Source organism: Bradyrhizobium sp. Tv2a-2, from assembly GCF_000472425.1.
Lineage (GTDB): Bacteria > Pseudomonadota > Alphaproteobacteria > Rhizobiales > Xanthobacteraceae > Bradyrhizobium.
This window is the reverse complement of sequence record NZ_AXAI01000007.1, coordinates 282,082-302,032: the sequence shown is the minus strand read 5'-3', so window position 1 is coordinate 302,032 and position 19,951 is coordinate 282,082. Positions and strand designations below refer to the sequence as shown.

Annotated in this window: 17 protein-coding genes; 5 read left to right on the top strand and 12 right to left on the bottom strand. The window is 62.4% G+C overall.

Annotation, left to right across the window (positions count from 1 at the left end):
- Positions 1-9: 9 nt before the first annotated feature.
- Complete coding sequence (locus A3AI_RS0116525) at positions 10-810, top strand: enoyl-CoA hydratase/isomerase family protein (protein ID WP_024516662.1); 801 nt, start codon at positions 10-12, stop codon at positions 808-810.
- Between the two features lie 108 nt (positions 811-918).
- On the opposite strand, the gene A3AI_RS0116520 is transcribed toward A3AI_RS0116525, so the two are convergent.
- The 4 genes from A3AI_RS0116520 to A3AI_RS0116505 form a co-directional block, all read right to left on the bottom strand.
- The gene (locus A3AI_RS0116520) at positions 919-3,033 is read right to left on the bottom strand and encodes an acetate--CoA ligase family protein (RefSeq protein ID WP_024516661.1); all 2,115 of its coding nucleotides are present in this window, start codon (positions 3,031-3,033) and stop codon (positions 919-921) included.
- Between the two features lie 281 nt (positions 3,034-3,314).
- Positions 3,315-4,076 (bottom strand): VOC family protein, encoded by a 762-nt coding sequence (locus A3AI_RS0116515; protein WP_024516660.1) that lies wholly within the window; start codon positions 4,074-4,076, stop codon positions 3,315-3,317.
- Positions 4,077-4,871, bottom strand: coding sequence for an enoyl-CoA hydratase (locus tag A3AI_RS0116510; RefSeq protein ID WP_024516659.1), 795 nt, complete (start codon positions 4,869-4,871; stop codon positions 4,077-4,079).
- A gap of 149 nt (positions 4,872-5,020) precedes the next feature.
- Complete coding sequence (locus tag A3AI_RS0116505) at positions 5,021-6,226, bottom strand: ABC transporter substrate-binding protein (RefSeq protein ID WP_024516658.1); 1,206 nt, start codon at positions 6,224-6,226, stop codon at positions 5,021-5,023.
- A gap of 150 nt (positions 6,227-6,376) precedes the next feature.
- Here A3AI_RS0116505 and A3AI_RS0116500 point away from each other — a divergent pair, with 150 nt between their 5' ends.
- Positions 6,377-7,210, top strand: coding sequence for a thermonuclease family protein (locus tag A3AI_RS0116500; protein WP_051382427.1), 834 nt, complete (start codon positions 6,377-6,379; stop codon positions 7,208-7,210).
- A gap of 63 nt (positions 7,211-7,273) precedes the next feature.
- Positions 7,274-8,734, top strand: coding sequence for a M48 family metalloprotease (locus A3AI_RS0116495; RefSeq protein ID WP_036048513.1), 1,461 nt, complete (start codon positions 7,274-7,276; stop codon positions 8,732-8,734).
- 140 nt (positions 8,735-8,874) lie between these two features.
- On the opposite strand, the gene A3AI_RS0116490 is transcribed toward A3AI_RS0116495, so the two are convergent.
- The 5 genes from A3AI_RS0116490 to A3AI_RS0116470 all read right to left on the bottom strand — a co-directional run bounded on the left by A3AI_RS0116490 (position 8,875) and on the right by A3AI_RS0116470 (position 15,769).
- Entirely contained in the window at positions 8,875-9,657 is a 783-nt protein-coding gene (locus A3AI_RS0116490) for a CarD family transcriptional regulator (protein WP_084800942.1), read from the bottom strand.
- Positions 9,658-10,024: 367 nt separating this feature from the next.
- The gene (gene fdxA / locus A3AI_RS0116485; protein ID WP_024516654.1) at positions 10,025-10,363 is read right to left on the bottom strand and encodes a ferredoxin FdxA; all 339 of its coding nucleotides are present in this window, start codon (positions 10,361-10,363) and stop codon (positions 10,025-10,027) included.
- Positions 10,364-10,514: 151 nt separating this feature from the next.
- Positions 10,515-10,793: an RNA-binding S4 domain-containing protein gene (locus tag A3AI_RS0116480; RefSeq protein WP_084800941.1), complete on the bottom strand. Its 279-nt coding sequence runs from the start codon at positions 10,791-10,793 to the stop codon at positions 10,515-10,517.
- A gap of 55 nt (positions 10,794-10,848) precedes the next feature.
- The gene (locus A3AI_RS0116475; RefSeq protein ID WP_024516652.1) at positions 10,849-14,262 is read right to left on the bottom strand and encodes a helicase-related protein; all 3,414 of its coding nucleotides are present in this window, start codon (positions 14,260-14,262) and stop codon (positions 10,849-10,851) included.
- 598 nt (positions 14,263-14,860) lie between these two features.
- Positions 14,861-15,769: a DUF3108 domain-containing protein gene (locus A3AI_RS0116470; RefSeq protein ID WP_084800940.1), complete on the bottom strand. Its 909-nt coding sequence runs from the start codon at positions 15,767-15,769 to the stop codon at positions 14,861-14,863.
- A gap of 302 nt (positions 15,770-16,071) precedes the next feature.
- On the opposite strand from A3AI_RS0116470, the gene rpmB reads away from it, so the two are divergent.
- Positions 16,072-16,380: a 50S ribosomal protein L28 gene (gene rpmB / locus A3AI_RS0116465; RefSeq protein ID WP_024516650.1), complete on the top strand. Its 309-nt coding sequence runs from the start codon at positions 16,072-16,074 to the stop codon at positions 16,378-16,380.
- A gap of 107 nt (positions 16,381-16,487) precedes the next feature.
- Here rpmB and A3AI_RS0116460 read toward each other — a convergent pair whose 3' ends face one another.
- The 3 genes from A3AI_RS0116460 to A3AI_RS0116450 all read right to left on the bottom strand — a co-directional run bounded on the left by A3AI_RS0116460 (position 16,488) and on the right by A3AI_RS0116450 (position 18,931).
- Positions 16,488-16,793, bottom strand: coding sequence for a HigA family addiction module antitoxin (locus tag A3AI_RS0116460; RefSeq protein ID WP_024516649.1), 306 nt, complete (start codon positions 16,791-16,793; stop codon positions 16,488-16,490).
- 98 nt (positions 16,794-16,891) lie between these two features.
- Positions 16,892-18,145, bottom strand: coding sequence for a three-Cys-motif partner protein TcmP (locus tag A3AI_RS0116455; RefSeq protein ID WP_024516648.1), 1,254 nt, complete (start codon positions 18,143-18,145; stop codon positions 16,892-16,894).
- 6 nt (positions 18,146-18,151) lie between these two features.
- A complete protein-coding gene (locus A3AI_RS0116450; protein ID WP_024516647.1) occupies positions 18,152-18,931 on the bottom strand; it encodes a DUF5131 family protein in 780 nt (259 codons plus the stop codon).
- 278 nt (positions 18,932-19,209) lie between these two features.
- Here A3AI_RS0116450 and A3AI_RS47560 point away from each other — a divergent pair, with 278 nt between their 5' ends.
- On the top strand, positions 19,210-19,347 hold the full coding sequence (locus tag A3AI_RS47560; RefSeq protein ID WP_156927805.1) for a hypothetical protein: 138 nt from the start codon (positions 19,210-19,212) through the stop codon (positions 19,345-19,347).
- Positions 19,348-19,951 lie beyond the last annotated feature (604 nt).

The following is a 19,951-nucleotide window of genomic DNA, read 5'->3' as shown; positions in this document are numbered from 1 at the left end:
AGGACATCCATGAGCAACTACACTGAAATCGGCGTCGAGCGGCACGGCCATGTCGGCCTGATCGAGATCCGACGGCCGCCGCTGAATTTCTTCGACGTGACGTTGATCAACCAGATCGCCGATGCGCTGGAGGAGTTCGATCGCGACATCGAAATCCGCGCCTCGGTACTGGCGGCGCAAGGCAAGGCATTCTGCGCCGGCGCCAATTTCTCGGACCCGGCGCGGCAGGAGCAGGAGGCGCGCGCGGAGAGCGATCCCGCCGCCAACCTGCCGATCAACCATCTCTATGTGCAGGCCGTGCGCATCTTCCGCAACAAGAAGCCGATCGTCGCGGCCGTGCATGGCGCGGCCATCGGCGGCGGGCTGGGATTGGCGGTATCAGCGGACTTCCGCGTCACGTGTCCCGAGGCACGCTTCTCCGCCAACTTCACCAAGCTTGGATTCCATCCGGGCTTTGGTCTGACTGCGACGCTGCCCGAGCTGATCGGCAAGAACAATGCAGAGCTGATGTTCTATACCAGCCGCCGCGTCACCGGCGAGGAAGCCTATCGCTGGGGCCTCGCCAACGAGCTGGTGCCGCAGAACGAGGTGCGTCCTGCCGCGATAAAGCTCGCCGGCGAGATCGCCGAATGCTCCCCGCTCGGCCTCGTCTCGACCCGCGCCACCATGCGCGCCGGCCTCGCCGATCGCGTGCTGGCCGCGACCAACCACGAGCTGGTCGAACAGACAAAACTGCGCGCGACGGAAGATTTCAAGGAAGGCGTCAAGGCGACCGCCGAGCGGCGAGTAGCGAATTTCAAGGGGCGGTAACAGCGCGCTGCTCATTATTGTGCCCTCGCCTCTTGTCGGAGACGACGGCGTCGCTGGCGAACATAAACGCGGTTGGGTGGGGGTCTCCCCTCCCATCGACCGCGTGAGCTAGTTCCTTTTCACCACCAGCGCGTCCACGATCGTCACGCCGCGTCCTTCCGGATGCACCAGCACCGGATTGACCTCGATCTCCGCCACCTCGTCTCGCAGCCGCGCGGCCAAGAGCGATAGCTGCGCGATCAGCTCTGCCAGCGCCGCGACATCGGCCTTCGGCGCGCCACGAAAGCCGTGCAGCAGCGGTGCGGCTTTCAGTTCGTCCAGCATGCCGACTGCCTCCCCCGCGCTCACCGGGGCCGGGCGATAGACGACGTCACGAAACAGCTCGGTGGTGATGCCGCCCAGGCCCACCATCACCATCGGCCCGAAGGTCTTGTCCTGCAACGTGCCGATGATGATCTCGACGCCCTTCTTGGCCATCGGCCCCACCAGCACGCCCTGGATCGCCGCATCGGGGCGGGCCTTGCGCACATTCGCAAGCAGCGCCTCATAGGCGAGGAAGACCTCGCCCTTGGTCGTGATGTTGACGCGCACGCCGCCGACCTCGCTCTTGTGCGGAATCTCGGGCGACTGGATCTTCATCACCAGCGGAAAGCCCGCGCGCGCAATGGCCGCATCAAGTCCGCTCTTGTCCGTGACCAGCATCTCCTCCGGCAGCGCAATGCCGGCCGCTCGCAGCAGCGCCTTGCTGTCGGCTTCAGACAGCGCCGATGATTTGAGATGCGCGGAGAGATCGCGCTCCTTTAGGACCGCGGCGTCCGCCGGCGCGGCCGCCTTGAACCTGGCATAATCGACCAGCCGCCGCAGCGCGGTGCCGGCATGGGTGAGGCCTGAGAGCAGGACCACGCCGGATTTGGCAAGCTCGCGGCGCGCGAAATCCGACGGCAGCGTGTAGGAATAGAACACGACCGGCTTGTGCTGCGCCCGCAGCACGGGCTTCAGCTCGTCCTCCTTGAACGGCATCCGCGTTTCGCTCGACATCGACAGGACCACCAGGATCGCATCGACCTCTCCCGATGTGCTGAGCAGATCGATACTCTTCTGCAGGCCGCCGCTGGTGACGCCTTGCGCGGTGACGTCGATCGGATTGCGCGCGCTGCCATAGGACGGCAGCAGGGTCATGATCTCGTCCTGGATGGGCTTGGACAGCTCCGGCACCTGCAGCCCCTGCAGCGAGGCGGTATCCGCACCCCAGATGCCGGCGCCGCCGGAGACGGTCAGCACGGCTACGCGATCGCCTTTCGGCAGCGGGCTCGTGGTCAGGACGGAGGCGATCGCCATCGCCTCATCGAGATCGTTGGAGACGATAAAGCCGAATTTCGCGAACACCGCGTCGTAGGCCGCCGACCAGCCGGCCATGCTCGCGGTGTGAGAAGCTGCCGCACGCTCGCCCGCGCCGGAGCGGCCGACCTTGGTCACGATGACGGGCTTCTTCATCTCGGCCGCGCGCTTCGCGGCGACGAGGAATTTGTCGACGTCGCGGATGCCCTCGATAAACAGCATGATCACGTCGGTCGAGGCGTCCTGCACCATGTAGTCCAGGAACTCGCCGGCGCCGAGATCACTTTCATTGCCGGCGGACACGACATAGCTCACGGCTACACCCAGTGCCTTGGCGCGATTGAAATAGGCAAAGCCGATGCCGCCGCTCTGCGCGACGATGCCGATCCGCCGCTTGGTCGCGGCCAACGGCACGACGCCCGGCTTGACGTCGACCGCCGGGCTGAACGTCGCGGCCACGCGCTGGACGCTGCTGTAGAAGCCCTCAGCATTGGGTCCGGAGATGCGCATGCCAGTTCGCCTGGCGAGCGCGGCGATCTCGTCCTGCATGGCCGCGCTCTCGCCGCCCTCCTCCGCGAAGCCGGAGGAAATGATCACGGCATTCTTGACGCCGACATCGGCGCATTGCTGTAGCGCCGCAGGCACGCTGCGCGCGGGGATGATGATGACAGCGAGATCGATTGCCGCGCCGATGTCGGCGATCGACCTGAAGCACTTCAGCCCGTCGATGTCGTCATAGTTCGGGTTGATCGGATAGATCTTTCCGGGAAACTCGTTCTTGCGCAGCATCGCAAGCAGACGGCCCGGGATCTTCTCATGATCGCGGGATGCGCCGATCAGCGCGATGCTGTGCGGAGCGAAGAAGGTATCGAGCGGGTGTGGCATGTCATGAGTTCCTTTTATTCTTCTTATCGATCACGAGTTCGCTCTATCTCCGTCATCCTGAAGGCGCGAGCAGAGCAAGCCTCGAAGGATGAACGGCCCCAGCGGCTGCCGGGCCGCCCACCCTTCGAGGCTCGCTTCGCGAGCGCCTCAGGGTGACGGAACAGGAGACGAGCGAGATCACTAGAGCATGATCCGGAAAAGTGTGTAGCGGTTTTCCGGAAAGATCATGCTCAATCAAAGACCTAAAGCGCGATGACGATTCAACCAAATCTCATCGTGCTTTAGGCAAGCCGAAACGCCACCCCGCCAAGCTGAAACGCATTGGCCGAAATATCGTAGCCTCTTGCTCGCGCCGCCTCACAGACAGCGGCGGGGTCCGCAACGCGGAAATCCAGCGCGCTCATGATCTCGGCATCGCCCCGCACAAACCGGAAGCTTGCATTGGGCAGCTTCAATTCGGCCACACCGCCCTCGCCGCGCGACACCGGAACCTGAAGTATCCGTCCCCAATGCGCCGCCAGCGCGTCCGGCTCCGGGCTCTGCATCTCGACGCCTGTGAGCGCCTGCGTCACATCCTTGCGGATGAATTTCGGCCAATCGGGTCCCGCAGGCGGATAAGCCCCTGATACATCGTCGCTGCCATCGGTGTGGTTGAACTCGATGAAAGCGGCGCGGCAGTCGCGGGGGTGAAGTTGCACGCCATGATAGGGGTCGTGCGTGATCACGTTCGCCGTGCGCACGCCGATTGCATTGGCTGCCTTTGCGCGAGCGTCCGGATCGTCGCAGCAGAAGATCGCCATATAGCCGCCACGGCCGCCGGTCTTCTCGATGAAGCGGCCGGCCGTGGTGCCATCGCGGAACGGCGACACCACTTCGAGCAAAATCGTGTCCACCGGCAATAGCGCATTGACGAGACCGTATTTCTCGACATTGCCGTCGCGGTAGCACACCGCAAGCCCCATGATCGCAGCAATATCCGCGATCACAGGCTCGAGCTTGGGCGCGACCAGGCAGATCTGGCGGAGCCGAAGATAACTTGACATCTACTCGCCCCGGAAACTGGCCTTGCGCTTCTCGACGAACGCCTTCGCCGCCTCCTTGTGGTCGGCGGTCTCGCCGGCGCGGGTGTGATGGATCGCCTCGCCGTCGAAACAGGCTTCCAGCGACATCGTCTCGGCATTGTTGATGTTGCGCTTGATGTAGCCAAGCGCGACCGAAGGTCCTTGCGCCAACGATAGCGCCAGCTCGCGCGCGGCAGCGTCGATCTCGCTGTCCGCCACCACCTTCGTCACCATGCCGAGCGCCAGCGCCTCGTTGGCGGACAGCACCGGGGACAGCAGATAGAGTTCGCGCGCCTTCGCGCTGCCGAGCAGCTGGGTCAGGAAATAGGTGCCGCCATAGTCGCCGGAGAAGCCGACCTTGGCGAAGGCCGTGGTGATCTTGCAGGACGCGCTCGCCACGCGCAGATCGCAGGACAGCGCCATCGACAGGCCGGCGCCGGCAGCGGCGCCATCGAGTTGCGCGACCACGGGCTTGGGCATCTGGTGCAGGATCCGCGACACTTCCATGCCGCGGCGCAAGTTCGCGAGCTTGGCCTCGAACGGCAGCGGCGCGCGCCCCTCCGCCATCGACTTCACGTCGCCGCCGACGCAGAAGGTGCCACCGGCGCCCTTGAACAGCACCGCACGTACCTCGTGATCCTCCGCCGCGCGCCGCGCGGCTGCGACGAGCCCGGTCACCATGTCCGGATTGAGTGCATTGCGCCGCTCCGGGCGGTTCATGGTGATGGTGAGGAGCCCGGAGTCGAGGTGCTGCAGGACCATTTCGTTTGCGCTCATGGGATTTTTGCCTTCGTTGTTGTTGGTTGTTGTCTTGCTCAGTCATTCCGGGGCGGTGCGCAGCACCGAACCCGGAATCTCGAGGTTCCCCGGTGCGCAATTGCGCACCTGAGGTTCCCGCTTCGCGAGCCCCGGAACGACGGTGAGAATTATTTCTTCACCAGCGGGCAGCGCGACTGTTCCAACGACTGGAACGCCTGATCACCCGGCACGGTCGCGAGCAGCTTGTAATCGTCCCAGCGACCCTTGGATTCCGAAGGCTTCTTCACCTCGAACAGATACATATCATGCACCATGCGGCCGTCCTCGCGGATGCGGCCATTCTTGGCGAAGAAATCATTGATCGGAGTTTCCTTCATTTTCTTCATCACCGCCGCGGAATCGGTGGTGCCGGCGGCCTTCACGGCCTGCAGATAATGCATCACGGAAGAATAGACGCCGGCCTGCGCCGAGGTCGGGGGCCGCTTCACGCGCTCCATGAAGCGTTTTGAGAACGCTCGGGTCTCGTCATTGAGGTCCCAGTAGAAGGCTTCCGCCAGCAGGAGCCCCTGGGCGGTGTCGAGCCCGATCGAATCGATATCGGTGACGAAGGCGAGCAGCGGCGACATCTTCTGCCCGCCCTTCATGATGCCGAACTCGGACGCCTGCTTGATCGCGTTCACAGTGTCACCGCCCGCATTGGCAAGCCCGATCACCTTGGCCTTGGAGGCCTGCGCCTGCAGCAGGAAGGAGGAGAAATCGGAGGTGTTGAGCGGATGGCGCACGCTGCCCAGCACCTTGCCGCCGCTCCTGAGCACCACATTGGTGGTGTCCTTCTCCAGATCCTGGCCGAAGGCATAATCGGCGGTCAGGAAGAACCAGGTATCGAGCCCGCCTTTTACCGCCGCGAGCCCCGTTACATTGGCCTGCGCAAAGGTGTCGAACACATAATGCACGGTGTAGGGGCCGCAGGCCTCGTTGGAGAGCCGGATCGAGCCGGGGCCGCTGAACATGATGATCTTGCCGCGCTGCTTCGCAATCTCTGCGGCGGCCAGCGCGGTCGCAGAGGCCGCGACGTCATAGATCATCTCGACGCCCTGGTTATCGAGCATGTCGCGCGCGATGTTGGCGGAAAGATCGGCCTTGTTGAGATGATCGGCCGCGATCACCTCGATCTTGCGTCCGAGCACCTCGCCGCCGAAATCCTCCGCCGCCATCTTCGCAGCCTCCAGGCTGCCGGGGCCGGTGATGTCGGCATAGAGGCTCGACATGTCCAGGATGCCGCCGATCTTCAGCGGCGGCTTGTCCTGCGCCAGCGCTGCGCTTGCCGTGAGCGCCAATGCAGACGCGAAAATGGCTGATAAAGTTGCTTTCATCGAGTCCCCTCCCTGGACGGCCGCCATTGAAGGCTTGCGGCCTTGTCTCCTCTTCGAAATTGCGCGCGATCATGCCGCATGCATCCGGCAGCGGCAAGCGAAGCGGTTTTTCCACTAAGCGGAATGGACGAAACGTGCAAACATGCCGCGATGGTTTTGCCCTTTCTCTTCGCTCGCGTTGAGCGAGTGCGCGCGCGCGTGTTGGTGCTGGGCCTGGTCGCTCTGGGTTCTGCGACGACGCCGTGTGCTGCGTCATGCGCGCCGCCTGATCTCGGTGGAGGCCATGTCGCCGAGATCGTCGATGGCCGCAGCTTTCGTCTCGACGATGGACGTGAGATCCGGCTTGCCGGCATCGAGCCTGCGGGTACGACCAAGGCCGATCGCGTCAGCGCGCTGGCGGCTGTACTCGCCGACCATGATGTGAGCTTGCGCGGGGCCGACGATGCGCCCGACCGCTACGGGCGGCAGGCCGCGTTCGTCTACCTTCCGGCTTCCGACACCCCGGTTCAGGCGCAGCTTTTATCCGCCGGGGTGGCGCTGGTCTCGCCGGATCTCGACGATACGGATTGTACCGCCGTCCTGAAGGCGGCCGAGGCCGAGGCAAGACAGGCACAAAGGGGAACCTGGGCCGGCAACGCCGTCATAAAAAACGCGGAAAGCGCGGACGATATTTTGGCGGGGATGGGGCGCTTCATGGTGGTCGAGGGCAGGGTTTTGTCCGTCCACCAATCCGGCGCAACGACTTACCTGAACTTCGGACGAAGCTGGACACGAGACTTTGCTGTGACTATTCCAAGGCGAGCGCTGCCGGCATTCGCGCAGGCCGGCGTCGCGCTTAAGTCGCTCGAAAACAGGCGAATTCGAGTGAGGGGCTGGGTTGAGGTGCGTCAAGGTCCAGGCCAGGGTTCGAATCAAGGTCCGAGTCAAGGTCCAAGGATCGACGTCGTTCGGGTGGGACAGATAGAATTGCTGGGCGGGAACTGAACCCCGCGAGGACGAGGCGAATTGCCAAGAGTGGATGGGTTTGTGGGACGGCGCGACCGGGGAATGAGCCGCCAGCTTTGGGCTGCGCCGGCCGCGCTGCTGCTTGCGCTTGCGCTTGCCGCCTGCGGCGACATGAACCGGTTCCAGGTAGCCTCACCGGCCGTTCCCCTTCCACCGGCCAAGCCGAAGCCGGTGGTCACGAGCACGCCCGCCAGCGAGCGCGAGCATGAGCGGATCCTCGCGACCTATGGCGGCGCCTATGACGACCCGCAGCTGGAGGCACTGATCAGCAAGACGGTGGACCGCCTGGTCGCCGCCTCCGACCGCCCCGACCAGGGCTACAAGGTCACCATCCTCAATTCGGGAGCGGTGAACGCCTTCGCGCTGCCGACAGGCCAGCTCTATGTCACCCGCGGCCTGATTGCGCTTGCCAACGACACCTCGGAACTGTCGTCCGTGCTCTCGCACGAGATGGCGCATGTATTGGCAAAACACGCCGCGATCCGTGAGGACGAGGCCCGCAAGGCCGCGATCGTCACGCGGCTCGAGACGGACATCAGCAACGATTCCGATTTCAGCGCGCTTGCGCTCGCCAAGACCAAGCTGACGATGGCGAGCTTCTCACGCGCGCAGGAGTTCGAAGCCGACGGCATCGGCGTAACCATTGCGGCGCGCGCGCATTTCGACCCCTATGGCGCCTCCCGCTTCCTGACCTCGATGGAGCGTAATGCGGAGCTGAAGGTCGGCAAGTCCTCGTTCGATCCGCGCGCGCAGGACTTCCTGTCCTCGCATCCGGCGACGCCCGAGCGTGTCCTGAACGCGCAGAATATCGCCAAGCAATACACCACGCCGGAAAATGCCGAGCGTGACCGCGAGGCCTATCTCTCGACGATCGACAACATCGTCTATGGCGAGGACCCCAGCGAAGGCTTCGTACGCGGGCGGCGCTTCCTGCATCCGAAGCTCGGCTTCACGTTCCAGGCGCCGGAAAATTTCACGCTCGACAACACCGCGCAGGCCGTGATCGGCGTGCGCGAGGGCGGCTCGCAGGCGATGCGCTTCGACGTCGTGCGCGTGCCGGCGGAGCAGTCGCTCGGCGACTATCTCAACTCGGGATGGATGGAGAATGTCGACAAGGCCTCCACCGAGGATATCACCGTCAACGGCTTTCCGGCGGCGTCAGCCACCGCGCGCGGCGACCAGTGGCAGTTCAAGATCTACGCGCTGCGCTTTGGCTCCGACGTCTACCGTTTCATCTTCGCCGCGCGTCAGAAAAACACCGAGAGCGAGCGCAACGCGCGCGAGACCGTCAACTCCTTCCGCCGTCTGACGCTGGAGGAAATCCAGGCTGCCCGCCCCTTGCGCATCAAGGTGATCACCGTGCAGCCCGGCGACACGGTCGAATCCCTCTCCCACCGCATGGACGGCGTCGACCACCCAATGGAGCGCTTCCGCATGCTGAACGGGCTCGATCAGCACGCGCAGGTGAAGGTGCGCGACCGGGTGAAGATCGTGGTGGATTGAGCGGGCGAGGCAGAACTCTTCGTCACCCTCGGCATGCGCCGCGTTGACAGCCTTCGATAGAGACCGGATGCTGCGCCCCAAAAGCAAAAAGCCCGATCTTGCGACCGGGCTTTTGCATTTGAAAGCTTGAAGCGACGCGTTTACGCGGCCTCATCAGCAGCGACAGTGTCATCACCGTCGGTGTCATCATTCTCGTCGGTATCGCCCTCGGCATCGGCCTCGCCTTCACCTTCAGCCTTGGCGGCGCCGCGGCGCGGGCTCTTGGCGAGCTGGCTCTCGATCTCCTTGACGGCTTCGGTCTCGGTCGAGTGCTGCACCACCGCGATCTCGCGCGACAGGCGGTCGAGCGCCGCTTCATAGAGCTGGCGTTCGCTGTAGGACTGCTCGGGCTGCGATTCGGAACGATAGAGGTCGCGCACGACCTCGGCGATCGCGACGATGTCGCCCGAATTGATCTTGGCTTCGTACTCCTGGGCGCGGCGCGACCACATGGTGCGCTTGACCCGGGCACGGCCCTTGAGCGTCTCCAGCGCCTTCTTGACCAGCGCCTGATCGGACAGCTTGCGCATGCCGACATTGGCGACCTTGGCGGTCGGAACCCGCAGCGTCATCTTGTCCTTGATGAAGTTGATGACGAACAGTTCCAGCTTGGCGCCCGCAATCTCCTGCTCCTCGATGGCCAGGATCTGGCCGACACCGTGAGCGGGATAGACCACGAATTCATTGGCCTTGAAGCCCTGACGCTGGGTCACGACCTTCTTTTCCTCGGGCTTGGCCGCCACGACGGGCTTGGCCGGAGCCGCCGGCTTGGCAACGGTCTTCGGAGCAGCAGCCTTTGCGACGGGAGCCTTGGCAGCAGTTTTCGCAGCAGGGGCCTTGGCGGCGGGTGCTTTCGCCGCTGGTTTTGCAGTCTTGTGTTGCATTTCGCTTCTTTTCTTCGAGGACTTGGCAGCCGATACCGCCTTGTGGGCGGCCCTGGTCTCCCTTGCGGGTGCCCGGACACGGCTCTTGGATGCGTTGCGGTGTGACGCCGCTTTCTTTGTCAGTTTGGAAGCACTCGTTTTACGCGTTTTCTGTGACACAGCCTGCGCGCGGAACTGCCACGCCCCTGTTCATTGGTTTTTCATGGGAACCCAGAGGGGCCATAAGCGGGCTGACGGGGTTCGCGAGAATGGTGCCAATATAGCACATTTCCCGCAAAAATCAATGATTTAGAGCATTTGGGCGGCGTTTTTTGGCTGTCTGGCCGTTATTAGGGTTAAATTACGGCGGCCATGCCTCAGTCTCCGGTCAGTCTCCAGCCCCCGGATTCGGAGAAAAATATTTCTCAAACTTGCCCTCGACCCCGTCGAAATCCTTCGCGTCCGGCGGGGAGTCCTTCTTCTGGGTGATATTGGGCCAGGCCTTCGCGTATTCCGTGTTGAGCGCCAGCCACTTCTCCAGTCCCGGCTCGGTATCCGGCTTGATGGCGTCTGCCGGGCATTCCGGCTCGCACACGCCGCAATCGATGCATTCGTCCGGATGAATCACCAGCATGTTCTCACCCTCGTAGAAGCAGTCTACCGGGCAGACCTCAACGCAGTCGGTATATTTGCACTTGATGCAGGCTTCAGTGACGACGTAAGTCATCCAAGGCTCCGGAACGGTGTGGTTTTTTGTCGGCTTAGTGTCTTCGCCAATTGCTTTTCCTGGCTTGCCTAGCGCAGGAACTGAGCCATCGCAAGGGAAGCCGGAGCAGGCGAAGCGGCGTTTTTACGCAAGTTGTTGCCTGCTGAGATAGTCATTTTGCCCCCGCTTGCAAATCCTCAAACAGCACTCTTGCTGCCGCCGCATCGCCACGCCGCTCCGAGAAGCCGATCACCTTGAGCAGACGAACCGAGCGGTCGAGGCCGATGGTGAGCACATCGCCGGCCTTCACGCTGTGGCCGGGCGCGGTCTCGCGCACGCCATTAATGCGGACATGACCGGCCTCGACGAGTGCGGCGGCGCTGGTGCGGGCCTTGACCACCCGCGCATGCCATAGCCATTTATCGAGCCGCTGACGGTCCGTCTGATCAATCCTTCTTCTGACGCGTTTTCTTCACGCGAACCGGTGCCCACTTCGCTTGAAAACGCTAATCCTTCCGGTTGGCGCTGAGCTGCTCCTTCAGCGCCGCGAGCTTGGCGAAGGGCGAGTTGGGGTCGATGGCGCGTTCACGCTCGCGCGGCGCGCTGGAGGCAAAGGGACGGTGCGAGGGACCATGCTCGCGCTTGTCGCGGCCGCCCTTGTCGCGATCACGTCCACCGCGTTCGCGATCACGATCGCGGCCGCCATGCTCGCGATCCCCGAACTTGCCCTTGTTCCTGTTGTCGCGATCCCGGTCCCGCTCCTTGCCGAAGCGTTCGCGCGGCCGATCGCGCTCCTCGCGCGCGGGCGCGCCCTCGGCGGCCGCCTCTGCGGGTGCAGCAGGAGCGTGTTCGTCGCGCTTGCGGAAATCGCGCCGCCCGTGGTGACGATGCCGCTGCTCGCGCTTGTCGCCTTCGCCGACCTCGCCGGCCGCCGCCTGCTCGCCGCCCTTGCGGTCGTGCGGACGATGATGATGGCGATGGCGCGGCTTACGGTCGTCGGTGCGGCCACCGGGACGCCAGACCTCGATCATCTGCGGCTCGGCTTCAGCCGCTGGCGCAGCCTCTGTGGCGGGAGTTGCTTCAGCGGCCGGCGCTCCGGCTGCCACGGCTTCTTCTGCAGCCGCGGCTTCTGCAGGCTGGGTTTCGTCGCTCGCAGCGAGTTCGGACGGCGCTTCGGGAGCTGTGGTTTCCGCGTGCGTGACCTCGACAGGGGCCGGCTCCTCCGCCACGACATCTTCCGGCACAGCCGCATCAGCCTCGGCCTCGACAGGCTCCTCACGCGCGGCAGGCATCAGCGAGACCATCGGCAACAGGCCGGCCGACGGCGCCGGATCGCCCGACATCATATGCTCGACCATTGCTTCAGCCGGCACGGCAGGCGCCTCAACCGCGCGCGCTGCGGGCGGCGCCCCGGTCGCGGCCGGCTCGCTCACCACGGCCGGCTTCGGCGGCAGCGGCGGACGGCGGTCCATGCGATAGCCGAGCGCGCGCAGGATGGAGGCAAAATCTTCGCCGGCCGATCCGGTAAGCGAGGTCATCGCCTGTGTCACCACAAAGCCGCGGCCATCGAAGGCCCCTAGCGGCTTCTCGCCGGACGAGGTCTCACGCCAGGCCAGCGCCGGGCGGATCAGATCGGCAAGCCGCTCCAGAATGTCGACGCGCACCGCGCGCTCGCCGCACTGGCGATAGCCGAGCACGCGATAGGCATCGCGCGGCAACGCCTTGTCGACGGGGAAGGAGGTGCGGCCGCTGGACGCCATGTGCTGCGCACCCGAAACCGCCTGCAGGTCGGCATCGTCGTGCTTGAGCGCCCAGAGCAGCGAGGCGAGCGAACGCGCGGCGGGCTTGAGGAGCGCCGGGAAATAGATGTGATAGGCGCCGAACCGCACGCCGTATTTGCGCAAGGCGGCGCGCGACGGCTGGTCGAGATCCTTCATCTCGGCGGCGATCTTGGCTCGCTCCAGCACGCCCAGCGCCTCGACCAGCTGGAAGGCGATGCCGCGGCCGATGCCGGTGATGTCCTCCGCCTTCGAGAGCTCGAACAGCGGCCCGAGCAGCTTCTCGATATGGGTCTTCAGCCAAAGCTCGAGCCGGGTCTGCACTTTCTCGCGCGAGGCGCCGGCGAGCCGCTCGTCGGCGATGATGCGCAGCCGCGGATGCAGCGCGTCTTCGGCCGCCACCAGCTTGGCAACGGCATCGCCGGTCCAGCGGATGGTGCCGTCGGAGGTGAGCACGAATTGCTCGTCCGGCGCGCTGCCGAGCTTTTCGGCCCGCGCATCGATCTCGCGCGCCAGCACCTGCTGGGCCGCAGCCTGCAACGCCTTGGCGTCGGAGCCGGCCTCCGCCGCGTCTGGTGCAAAGGTGAACCCGTCGAGCCGGCCGATGGCATGGCCCTCGACGATGACTTCGCCGGTCTTTCCGATTTCCGTATTCAAAACCACGTTCTCCCGCAGGCGGCGCATCAATACACTGGTACGGCGATCAACGAAACGCTCAGTAAGCCGTTCGTGCAGCGCGTCCGACAATTTATTTTCGACCTCGCGGGCAATTCCCTGCCAATGGTCGGGGTCCGACAGCCAATCCGGGCGGTTGGCGACAAAGGTCCAGGTGCGAATCTGGGCAATCCGGCCGGACAATGTGTCGATATCGCCATCGACCCGATCCGCCTGGTCGACCTGGGCGGCGAACCAGCCGTCCGGGATCCGGCCCTGTTTCATCAGGTAACCGTACAAGATCGTCACCAATTCGGCATGCGCGGCCGGCGACAGCTTTCGGTAATCAGGTATCTGGCAGGCGTCCCATAGCCGCTCGACCGCCGCCTTGCCGTGCGCCATGTCGCGCACATCGGCATCACGTGCCGCGTGATCGAGCACGCGCAAGTCTTCCGCAATCGGCGCCCGCGTCAGCGCCTCGTGGCCCGGCGACAGCGCCAACGACACCTGCAGCGCACCCAGAGAGGAGAAATCGAGCTTGGAATTGCGCCATTGCAGCACTTTGACGCTGTCGAAGGTGTGGTTCTGCAGGGCATTGACGAGCTCCGGCTCGAATGGCGCGCAGCGGCCGGTGGTGCCGAAGGTACCGTCGCGCGTCGCGCGGCCGGCACGTCCTGCGATCTGCGCGAACTCCGCCGGATTGAGCCTGCGGAACTGGTAGCCGTCATATTTGCGGTCGGAGGCGAAGGCGACGTGGTCGACGTCGAGATTGAGGCCCATGCCGACGGCATCGGTGGCGACGAGGTAATCAACGTCGCCGTTCTGGAACATCGCGACCTGCGCGTTTCGTGTGCGCGGCGACAGCGAGCCCAGCACGACGGCGGCGCCGCCATGCTGGCGGCGGATCAGTTCGGCGATGGCATAGACCTCGTCGGCCGAGAAGGCGACGATCGCGGTGCGGCGCGGCTGTCGCGTGATCTTGCGATCGCCGGCAAATGTCAGCTGCGAAAGCCTCGGACGCGTGACGATGGACGCGCCGGGCAGCAGCCGCTCGATGATCGGGCGCATGGTGGCTGCGCCCAGCAGCAGCGTCTCGTCGCGGCCGCGACGGTTGAGGATGCGATCGGTGAAGACATGGCCGCGCTCGAGATCGGCCGCGATCTGGATCTCGTCGACTGCAAGGAACGACACGTCGAGATCGCGCGGCATCGCCTCGACGGTCGAGACCCAGTAGCGCGGATTTTTCGGCTTGATCTTCTCTTCGCCGGTGATGAGCGCGACCGCCTCCGCCCCCGCGCGATCGGCGATCTTGTTGTAGACCTCGCGCGCGAGCAGGCGCAGCGGCAGCCCGATCATGCCGGACGAATGCGCAAGCAAGCGCTCGATCGCCAGATGGGTCTTGCCGGTGTTGGTGGGGCCGAGCACGGCGGTCACGCCGGAGCCCTGAGCGCGCTCCGCGTGAAACGAGGACGAAGGAGAGAAGGCCATTAATTCTCGAAGTTGTGTGGTCGCGGGAAGTCTAGCTAGCGCATCCTGAACAAAAGATGGGGAGCGTTGCCAGGTTTTGCGAATGCGCGAAGTGTTTGAAATTGTGTCACATTGTGACGCCTGTCGCTCGGGGATTTAAGCTCTGGAACGAGTCTAGAACGAATCGCGGCCGAATCGCTGACTCCTCCCTATTTCCCGATGCGTTCACCGCAACATCTCGCCTCGGAACCGATAGCGGGCACTAGATGAGGTTTGTGCAGATTTCCCAAGCGGCGCGATTCCTTAAGATTTCAGGGCGTCATGAGTCGAATCAGAAGTGAGGAAGAGTCAACAGGGATTTTGCACGTCCTGTAGCCCGCGTGAGCGACAGCGACACGCGGGGACGCAGCCGGAACCGGATATCGCTCGCGCTCATCGGGCTCTGCTTCCACCTCCTCCGCCATTGCTTTCACCGCCTCCGTCATTCCGGGGCGATGCGCAGCATCGAACCCGGAATCTCGAGGTTGTGGCGCAAGATTCGCAAGATTCGGACGTGCAAAAGCACATCAGACTTCGCCCGCCGGCGCGGTCGCCCCGGAAATGACGGCAGCCACAAACGCTACTGCGTCTTCGGCGAATGCGGGTTGGCCTGGGTGATGAACTGCGTAGCTTCCAGCATCGCCGTTCCCAGCGGCGTGGGCACCACCATGCGGAACGGCACCAGAAAACGCGTTCCGGGAATCGGCGCGAACGCGATCTCCATATTGCGCGCCGACTGCAGATATTTGATCACCGGACGGTCGGGGATGTAGCCCGCGACCGCCTTGAAATAGATGGCGCAGACCACGACCTGGCCGCGATAGCCCTTGTCCGCCCGCACCGTTTCCATGCGCTTGAAATCAAGCGTCAGGTCATAGCGCATGCGGCCGTCGAACACGGCAGCCCCCGTGCGGCAGGCATCGGGCGACAGCGGATCGGCATTGCCCGGCACGCGAAGCAGCGAGGCCGTCATCGGATCGAACACGTTTTTCTTGTGCGCGTCGGTGACGGGAACGCGATCGGGATCGACCGGCGGGGTCGGGTCGATGCCGGACTCCTTCACGTTGCCGTTGGCGAGCGTGATGTGGATCGCCTCGGTCTTTTTCGAGGTGGTGGTCGAGGCCGAATAATTGGTCGCGATCAGCGCGCCATTGACGACACGGCCTTGCGCGGCGCCGGTGCCGGAGCCGTTGGAGATCGCCTTCAACAGCCCGCTCGTGCCACCGAAGGCGGAGGCTGTGTACTGGTCGTCGCCGATCTCGATGGTCCAGGAGCCGCGCCCGACCGGAATGCCGGCCAACGTCGCCTCATATTGAGCGTCGAGACGGGCCTGGGCGTGCGCAGGGGCTTGCGCAAGCGCAGTAAAAGCCAAGCTGGTGCAGAGACTTAAGCCTGGACCTGAGCGCCGTGCCGCTGTCAGAAGAGCCGAAAACCTGCGATGTCTCGTCACTGAATGGCAGTCCTGTCGTCGGCGCGTTGCAAAAGCCATCAATGTAAGAACTGGGGTCATCAATGCGCCGCCCGGTCCTTATCTGGGCCAATATGCCCGGCCGGGAACTCGCGAGGGGTTCAGGATCGGGGTCGAATGTGCCCTTTATATGGTCCTTAACCGCTGGAAATGCCTGCCAGATCGGGCGTTTCCGCAGACGTCGCCTCGCATGTCAAAACCTTGACGGAACGCGCGTCCGGCCCTATACGTCCGCCGCTCCCGGTAGGACGAGACGAATTTTGACCCCTGCGGCGGCCCGATGACGGGCACAAGCCTTTGCGGGGATGGAAGAGGATTTTGACATGTCACGGCGCTGCGAACTCACGGCCAAGGGCCCCCAGGTGGGCCACAAGGTCAGCCACTCCAACATCAAGACCAAGCGGCGCTTCCTGCCGAACCTGTGCAACGTGACCTTCATCTCCGATGCACTCGGCCGCAACGTGCGCCTGCGCGTCTCGACCAACGCAATCAAGAGCGTCGACCACAATGGCGGCCTCGATGCCTTCCTGCGCAAGGCGAAGGCAGACAGCCTCTCCCCGCGCGCGCTCGAGCTGAAGCGTCAGATCGAGAAGAAGGCCGCGGCGAACGTGCCGGAGAAGAAGGCGAGCTGAGAGTTTTAGAGCTGGGGCTAGGGACGCGTACGCGTCTGGTAGCGTAAGCTTACAGAGTTGAGTTTCGAGTGGCGGCCGGGTCGGAAGACCCGGCCGTTTTTGGTTGCTTACGCGGCCTCGCGTCCAGTCACCAGGCTGATCTTCTCCAGTTCTTTCCCGATCCGGCTTTTCGCCGTTCGCATATCGAACTCATTCTGCAAGTTCAGCCACAACTGAGCAGACATGCCGAGTGCCTTGCCGAGCCGCAGCGCGCTATCCGCCGTGATTGAGGTTTCTTCATTGGCAATTCTTTCGATGCGCGTGCGGGGCACGCCACACGCCTTGGCAAGCGAACCGGCCGATAGGCCTAATGGAATCAAGAACTCCTCCCGGAGAACTTCGCCGGGATGCATCGGGGGACGCTTCTTGGCCATATTCAATTCTCCTTCGCCGTCCGGACGCTAGTGATAGTCGACGAACTCGACATCCATGTCTGTACGTAGCAGTCCCGTCACGCGGCGCAGGTTAGCCTCTATTTCTTTTTGCCGTCGTTAGCGCCAAAGAAGTTCGGAAACGTTCGTTGCCTCTTTAGTCTAACAATATCCTCAGCTCTGATTGACTTCGGTTTGCGGCGTGATGCGCCGTTTGACGTGATGACCTCCAAATCGTGATTCTCAATCATCACCGCATGAATGTCATCCATGTGGGCAGGCGTCTTGTTGTAGATGCTTCGGTAAAGCTCAAGAAGCGAGATTGCATCGCCGAAGTCGCCGACTACCCGCGGAATGTCGTCGTGCAGCTCGCGAATTGCTTGTTGCCTTCCTTGATCGTCAAAAAGATACAACGCTCCTTCGTGCGCCTGATCATACGCCAGCATGTCAAGGCCCGATCGTCCGAAATGGGCTTGAGCAGTTTTGTTATCATGGAGAACGTTGTTGTATTCCTGTCGGGCACGATAAGAATTTGCGAAGTGTATCAACCAGTAGCGCCAACCGTCCGGATTGTTGATTGAAAACGGACTGACGTAAGGAGCACAATTTCTGAAAGCGTCGAAAACGATCCGCTCCGCAGTGGCCAGCCATTTTGAGTTGTTCATCATACCATCGAGGGCTGCGAGCTGGTGAGCGCCTACGCCAAGGGGACGCAACCTTTCAGTCAGAAGCCGTGCATCATCTTTCCGAAGAAAAGCCAACAGCGAGGATATGACGAACGTGTAGAATACCTCGGCGGAGGCAAATGATTGCATAATGTCCGCAAGAGTCTTAAATTCCACGTGACTGTAGCCGCACTGATCAAGATTAAAGAGCACATTTGAATAGCGGCCTCGGATCAGTCGATCCTTGATTTCGGCATACGCCAATTCGAACCTTTCATTAAAATACTCGATGCGCAAATGTAGCTGCCGAACGTTTTCTTTTATGTCGGCCTCCAGGGACGAAACATTTTCTTTCAGAAGGCTAACGGCGTCCGGATCATAGTCGTTTAGCAGTAGGAGACACTCGATATTCAGAGGCGCCATACCCTCAGATCGACGTCTCAAGTTAAATACTTCGACTGCCGTCCGAAGCTCTTGGATAAAGATAATAGGCGAGCCCGGCGAGCCATCATCATAGACGCCAGCCCCAGCGAATCCGTCGACCACGGCGAGCCGAAATCGAGACTGGACGGGCATCTGGCAGCGGACTGCCAAGTATCGAGTGAAATACTCGCGGACAACCTTGTGCTTGCGCCTCGAATGCTCGTCAAGTTTCGCGCCGGACGTCCAAGCGTAGTCCTTTTTCACCATGGGAATTTATGCGCCGACAGCCGCTTTTGGCATCTGATCCCAATGCGTCCCGCGGTATTCGCGACCATTAGCCTTTTTTGATCTACGTTTATTGTCCTTCCCCCAAGCCCCCCACTGCTTAAAGAAAAAGGCGGCCCCGTGTAGCGTGCACTGTTCGTAAATTTCGTCGATCCATTCTTCTCTAATAGGTCGGGCGGAGCGACCACTCTCACCGCCAACGATAGCCCAGTCGATATTGCGCAGGTCGACCGCACCCACTGATCCGATCAGCGGTTCAAACGAAATGAAACGGATAGCCGCTGGCACATGTCGTAAATAGTCCACGCGACCAATTACATCCTCATTCTCCACACTAGTGCCGAGCCAAACATTAGGTAGCACGTCGGGGATTTTCGACCGCAATAGCAAATCCATTCGCTCGGGACGCTTAGTGAGAATTTGATAATGGTGATGCGGCGTGGCCCGCATAACATCCCAGACTTTCTGAACAAACCCGTCACCCACGCGCTCATGAAAGAGGTCGCTCATGGAATTAACGAATATCTTCCGCGGCTTCTTCCAACTGAACGGGATAGCCAGTGCGTCCGCATCCTCGCGCACTATCCCATTCCAAACTGTGCGTTTCCCACTTCGACGGGTTAGTCCTTTATATTTTGCTACATCCATCGCATGCAGACGCCGCGCCATTTCCATTGCATAGCAATTAGTGCATCCCGCGCTGACAATCGAACAACCTGCGACGGGATTCCAAGTTGCATCGGTCCACTCGATCTGGGTTTCTGCCATCGCAACTCTCACTCTTTTCCCTTGCGCCGAACAATTGGGATACCGCCAACTTGTTTATAAGTTTCCCCAACGCTCACGCATTAGATCGAAAGGACAAAATCAATTGAGTAGCTTCAACCCGCATTTCACTTCCGAACGGCACTATCTTAAGTAGCAATATAGAACAAATAAAGAACATTGACAAGCTGTAGAGCTTTGTCCGGCTTGGAAGCCCTCAACCCTGGCTCTCCGCACCGGCGCCCCCTCATCCCTCCTTCGCAAACCCCGCGATCGCCTTGATGATCGGTGAGCGTCAGGACGCTGCTGTACTCAGCATCCAGGCACTCGTACTGGAAATCAGCTTCGAGCATCACCTCGACCAGCTCGCCGCGCTTCAATTCGTCCTCGAACACGAAGTACGGGCGGCGCGCGACTAGCAGAAACTGTCGGCGCGGCAATGGCAACGATCTGCCCAAGGTGACGCAATTCCGTGCGCGGACCCATAGCAGAGGCGTGCGTGGTCCGCTTGCCGGGTTCGTAGAGAACCCCTCACCCGGATCGCATCTTTCGATGCGATCCGACCTCTCCCCGCAAGCGGGGCGAGGTGAGGCGCGGCTGCCATCTCGCCAACTGATTTGCCCGACGGGCGCGGCCTGACAAACCCTGTCAATCGTCCCACGTGAAAGTATTTCGTTTTTCCGAAATATAGAATCGGATGTATCGTCCATTCATCCCGCCTCGCTTGCGGAGGGACGGATCGCGGTCGTCACGAGACGTGAGGCGGGGATGCGGTGGACGTGAGGGCGCTGACTGACGAGCGGCGCTTTTGCGGACGGCGAAATCGTGTGGTCCTGGCGCCCCAATGTCCGGCGTCACGTTGGCGACGATGCTTGCGCATTGCGCCGACAACGGTGGCAAACGGAATGGTTCACCGAGGAGAGCTCGTATAAGCCGTAAACCAGGCCGGTGTGATCACCGCCTGTGCCTGTGGTTTTCGCGCTCGCGCACATTTTTTTCTGCGCGAGGGCCCCGGGTGCAGCG

What these genes read in the sequence shown, in the direction of transcription:
- A3AI_RS0116525 (WP_024516662.1), top strand. Translation starts at nt 10, where the DNA reads ATGAGCAACTACACTGAAATCGGCGTCGAGCGGCACGGCCATGTCGGC.
- A3AI_RS0116455 (WP_024516648.1), bottom strand. Translation starts at nt 18,145, where the DNA reads ATGGTGAAAAAGGACTACGCTTGGACGTCCGGCGCGAAACTTGACGAG.
- A3AI_RS0116500 (WP_051382427.1), top strand. Translation starts at nt 6,377, where the DNA reads ATGGTTTTGCCCTTTCTCTTCGCTCGCGTTGAGCGAGTGCGCGCGCGC.
- fdxA (WP_024516654.1), bottom strand. Translation starts at nt 10,363, where the DNA reads ATGACTTACGTCGTCACTGAAGCCTGCATCAAGTGCAAATATACCGAC.
- A3AI_RS0116470 (WP_084800940.1), bottom strand. Translation starts at nt 15,769, where the DNA reads ATGGCTTTTGCAACGCGCCGACGACAGGACTGCCATTCAGTGACGAGA.
- A3AI_RS0116450 (WP_024516647.1), bottom strand. Translation starts at nt 18,931, where the DNA reads ATGGCAGAAACCCAGATCGAGTGGACCGATGCAACTTGGAATCCCGTC.
- A3AI_RS0116490 (WP_084800942.1), bottom strand. Translation starts at nt 9,657, where the DNA reads ATGCAACACAAGACTGCAAAACCAGCGGCGAAAGCACCCGCCGCCAAG.
- A3AI_RS0116460 (WP_024516649.1), bottom strand. Translation starts at nt 16,793, where the DNA reads ATGGCCAAGAAGCGTCCCCCGATGCATCCCGGCGAAGTTCTCCGGGAG.
- A3AI_RS0116510 (WP_024516659.1), bottom strand. Translation starts at nt 4,871, where the DNA reads ATGAGCGCAAACGAAATGGTCCTGCAGCACCTCGACTCCGGGCTCCTC.
- A3AI_RS0116520 (WP_024516661.1), bottom strand. Translation starts at nt 3,033, where the DNA reads ATGCCACACCCGCTCGATACCTTCTTCGCTCCGCACAGCATCGCGCTG.
- A3AI_RS0116505 (WP_024516658.1), bottom strand. Translation starts at nt 6,226, where the DNA reads ATGAAAGCAACTTTATCAGCCATTTTCGCGTCTGCATTGGCGCTCACG.
- rpmB (WP_024516650.1), top strand. Translation starts at nt 16,072, where the DNA reads ATGTCACGGCGCTGCGAACTCACGGCCAAGGGCCCCCAGGTGGGCCAC.
- A3AI_RS47560 (WP_156927805.1), top strand. Translation starts at nt 19,210, where the DNA reads ATGATCGGTGAGCGTCAGGACGCTGCTGTACTCAGCATCCAGGCACTC.
- A3AI_RS0116495 (WP_036048513.1), top strand. Translation starts at nt 7,274, where the DNA reads ATGAGCCGCCAGCTTTGGGCTGCGCCGGCCGCGCTGCTGCTTGCGCTT.
- A3AI_RS0116475 (WP_024516652.1), bottom strand. Translation starts at nt 14,262, where the DNA reads ATGGCCTTCTCTCCTTCGTCCTCGTTTCACGCGGAGCGCGCTCAGGGC.
- A3AI_RS0116515 (WP_024516660.1), bottom strand. Translation starts at nt 4,076, where the DNA reads ATGTCAAGTTATCTTCGGCTCCGCCAGATCTGCCTGGTCGCGCCCAAG.